We start from the raw sequence: 3,992 nt of genomic DNA, 5'->3' as shown, positions 1-3,992 counted from the left end.
CACCCACCCGCGCGACCCGCCCCCGCGTCCGCTCCGGTTCCTACCCCGCCCCCGCCCCCCGGAGGGGGGAGGGCGCCGTGTCGCCGGTGATCCACAACGGTGTGCCGGCGAACGGCCGTCCGTAGGCCGCGCCGAAGTACAGCGCCTCGGCTCCGGCCAGGTGCTTGACCAGCCCCAGCAGATTCGTGCCGGTGGGGGTCATGGGGCGGCGGATGTCGTACTCGGACAGGCCTTCCAGCTTCCACAGCAGCACGTCGCGGGCGTCCCGCAGATACACCTGGAGGTCCGTCCTGGGGTCCGGTCGGGTCATGCGGACCAGTCTCCCGGCCGGCCGATCCTTGCCCACGAGTTTTCCGGCCGGGGGGGGCCCGGACGCTCCGGGCCCCCGCGTCGGCTCAGCGGCGCCCGTTCTTCGGGTCGAGCAGACCCGCGCGACGCAGTGCGTCGGCCATCGCGCTGTTGGCCGGGGCAGGCGCCTGGCGCGCGCCGCGGTCTCCGCCGCGGCCCTGCCCCTGCCCCTGTCCCTGGCGCTGCTGCTGTCCGGACCGCCGGCCGCGCTGCTGGGGCGGCCGCCCGCCTCCACCGCGCTGCTGCTGTCCCTGCGCGGCGGCCTCGTCGTCCAGCCGCAGCGTCAGGGCGATCCGCTTGCGCGGGATGTCCACGTCGAGGACCTTCACCTTGACGATGTCACCCGGCTTGACGACGTCACGCGGGTCCTTGACGAACGTCTTCGACATCGCGGACACATGGACCAGACCGTCCTGGTGGACACCCACGTCCACGAACGCCCCGAAGGCGGCCACGTTCGTGACCACGCCCTCCAGGACCATGCCGGAGGACAGGTCGGAGATCTTCTCCACGCCCTCCTTGAAGGTCGCGGTCTTGAACGCCGGACGCGGGTCGCGGCCCGGCTTCTCCAGCTCCTTGAGGATGTCGGTGACGGTCGGCAGACCGAACGTGTCGTCCACGAACTCCGACGGCCGCAGCGACCGCAGCACCGACGTGTTGCCGATGAGGGCGGCCACCTCCTGGCCGGAGGTCTTCACCATGCGCCGGACGACCGGGTACGCCTCCGGGTGCACGCTGGAGGCGTCCAGCGGGTCGCCGCCGCGGATCCGCAGGAAGCCCGCGCACTGCTCGTACGCCTTCGGGCCCAGCCGCGCCACGTTCTTCAGCTGCGACCGTGAGGTGAACGGGCCGTTGGCGTCCCGGTGGGCCACGATGTTCTCCGCGAGACCCGAGGTGATGCCGGAGACCCGGGCGAGCAGCGGCGCGGAGGCGGTGTTCACGTCCACGCCCACGCCGTTCACACAGTCCTCCACCACCGCGTCGAGCGAGCGCGACAGCTTCACCTCGGACAGGTCGTGCTGGTACTGGCCCACCCCGATCGACTTCGGGTCGATCTTCACCAGCTCGGCCAGCGGGTCCTGAAGGCGGCGCGCGATGGAGACCGCGCCGCGCAGCGACACGTCCATGTCCGGCAGCTCCTGCGAGGCGAACGCCGACGCCGAGTACACGGACGCGCCCGCCTCGGACACCATGACCTTGGTGAGCTTCAGCTCCGGGTGCTTCGTGATCAGCTCACCGGCGAGCTTGTCGGTCTCCCGGGACGCCGTGCCGTTGCCGATCGCGATCAGCTCGACCGCGTGCTCCCCGGCCAGCCGGGCCAGCTTCGCCAGGGCCTCGTCCCACTTGTTGGCCGGGACGTGCGGGTAGATGACGTCGGTGGCGACGACCTTGCCGGTCGCGTCGACCACGGCCACCTTCACGCCCGTACGGAAGCCGGGGTCGAGGCCGAGCGTCGCGCGCGTGCCCGCCGGGGCGGCGAGCAGCAGGTCGCGGAGGTTCGCGGCGAAGACGTCGACCGCCTCGTCCTCGGCGGCCGTGCGCAGACGCAGCCTGAGGTCGATGCCGAGGTGCACGAGGAGGCGGGTGCGCCAGGCCCAGCGGACCGTGTCCGTCAGCCACTTGTCGGCGGGGCGGCCGCGGTCGGCGATCCCGAACCTCCCCGCGACGATTCCCTCGTACGAGGAAGGACCGTCCGTCGGCTCCTCCGGCTCCAGGACGAGGTCCAGGACCTCCTCCTTCTCGCCGCGCAGCATGGCGAGGATGCGGTGCGAGGGCAGCTCGGTGAACGGTTCGGTGAAGTCGAAGTAGTCGGCGAACTTGGCGCCCGCCTCCTCCTTGCCCTCCCGCACCTTCGCGGCCAGCCGTCCGCGCACCCACATGCGCTCGCGCAGCTCGCCGATCAGGTCGGCGTCCTCCGAGAACCGCTCGGTCAGGATGGCCCGCGCGCCGTCCAGGGCGGCCTGCGGATCGGCGACGCCCTTGTCGGCGTCCACGAACGCGGCTGCGGCCGCGAGCGGCTCTACCGTCGGGTCCCCGAGCAGGCCCGCGGCCAGCGGCTCCAGGCCCGCCTCGCGCGCGATCTGCGCCTTCGTCCGCCGCTTCGGCTTGTAGGGCAGGTAGATGTCCTCGAGGCGCGCCTTGGTCTCCGCACCCCGGATCTGCGCCTCCAGCTCCTCGGTGAGCTTGCCCTGCTCGCGCACCGACTCCAGGATCGCCGTCCGGCGCTCCTCCAGCTCCCGCAGATAGCGCAGCCGCTCCTCGATCGTGCGCAGCTGCGCGTCGTCGAGCATCTCGGTCGCTTCCTTGCGGTAGCGGGCGATGAAGGGCACCGTCGAACCGCCGTCGAGCAGCTCCACGGCAGCCTTGACCTGCCGCTCCCGTACGCCGAGCTCTTCGGCGATCCTGCCTTCGATGGACCCTGCTGCGAGGGACCCGGGTGTCGTCACGATGCCGTACCGCCTTCTCAACTGAGGTTGCGCGGCAATTGTGGCAGGCGGGACCGACAACCAGGCAGCAGGGCGCCCGCACGTCGCGGGATCGTCGTGGCAGAAAAGGTGGGGAATCCGTCGTTGCGGCCATGGGCCGTCACGCCAAGAATCGGATCCATGGCGCAACGAACCGTTCTCGTCGTCCTCTTCGACGGCGTCCAGAGCCTCGACGTCACCGGCCCGCTGGAGGTCTTCGCCGGAGCCGAGCAGCACACACGGGGCAGCTACCGCCTCCGTACGGCCTCCCTGGACGGCGGTCCCGTACGCAGCTCCAGCGGGCTCACCGTCGTACCGGACCAGGCGCTGGCGGACGCGTGCGACCCGCACACGCTGCTCGTTCCCGGCGGGCACGGCACCCGCCGCCCCGACCCGCGGCTGACCGACTGGCTGCGCGGGCACGGTCCGCGCGCCGAGCGGCTGGTCTCCGTGTGCACCGGGGCGGTCCTGCTCGCCGCGGCCGGTCTGCTGGACGGCCGCCGGGCCACCACCCACTGGGCGTACTGCGACAGGCTCGCCCGGGACCACCCGGCCGTCGAGGTCGACCCCGAGCCCATCTACGTGCGGGACGGAAACGTCGCCACGTCGGCCGGCGTCACCTCCGGCATCGACCTCGCGCTCGCCCTGGTCGAGGAGGACCTCGGCCGGGACACCGCCCTCGCCATCGCCCGCCACCTGGTGGTCTTCCTGCGCCGGCCCGGCAACCAGGCACAGTTCAGCGTCCAGCTCGCCGCGCAGACCGCACGGCGCGAGCCGCTGCGCGAGGTCCAGCAGTGGATCACCGAGCATCCGGACGACGACCTGAGCGTCGAGTCGCTCGCCGCCCGCGCCCGGCTCTCGCCCCGCCACTTCGCCCGGTCCTTCCAGGCCGAGACCGGCACGACCCCCGGCCGCTACGTCGACCTGGTCCGCCTCGAACACGCCCGCCGGCTCCTGGAGGACACGGCCGACGGCATCGAGGAGATCTCCCGCGCCAGCGGCTACGGCACGCCCGAGGCCATGCGGCGCGCGTTCGTCAGGACGCTCGGCTCGGCCCCGGCCGAATACCGGCGCCGCTTCCGTCCCGGGGGCCGGGGGGGGGCGCCCCCCCCCCCCCGCGGGCCGCCCCCCCCCCCCCCGCCCCCCCCGGCCCCCCGCCCCCGCCGGGGCCCCCGCGGG

General features: G+C 73.1%; 2 protein-coding genes and 1 pseudogene. 1 reads left to right on the top strand and 2 read right to left on the bottom strand.

The window, feature by feature from the left end; all coding sequences use genetic code 11:
• A pseudogene (locus ACFW2E_RS34805) lies at positions 1-310 on the bottom strand (DUF664 domain-containing protein); the annotation flags it as partial.
• A gap of 85 nt (positions 311-395) precedes the next feature.
• The gene (locus ACFW2E_RS34800) at positions 396-2,795 is read right to left on the bottom strand and encodes a Tex family protein (protein ID WP_384472326.1); all 2,400 of its coding nucleotides are present in this window, start codon (positions 2,793-2,795) and stop codon (positions 396-398) included.
• A 159-nt stretch (positions 2,796-2,954) separates the two neighbouring features.
• Between ACFW2E_RS34800 and ACFW2E_RS34795 the strand changes: the two genes are divergently transcribed.
• Positions 2,955-3,992: GlxA family transcriptional regulator (locus ACFW2E_RS34795; protein ID WP_384472323.1), on the top strand; the 1,038-nt coding region annotated here is incomplete at its 3' end.

The sequence above is a fragment of the Streptomyces sp. NPDC058964 genome (assembly GCF_042741275.1).
Classification (GTDB): Bacteria; Actinomycetota; Actinomycetes; order Streptomycetales; family Streptomycetaceae; genus Streptomyces.
The sequence above is the reverse complement of the archived record's forward strand: the minus strand, read 5'-3'. Positions and strand labels throughout refer to the sequence as shown.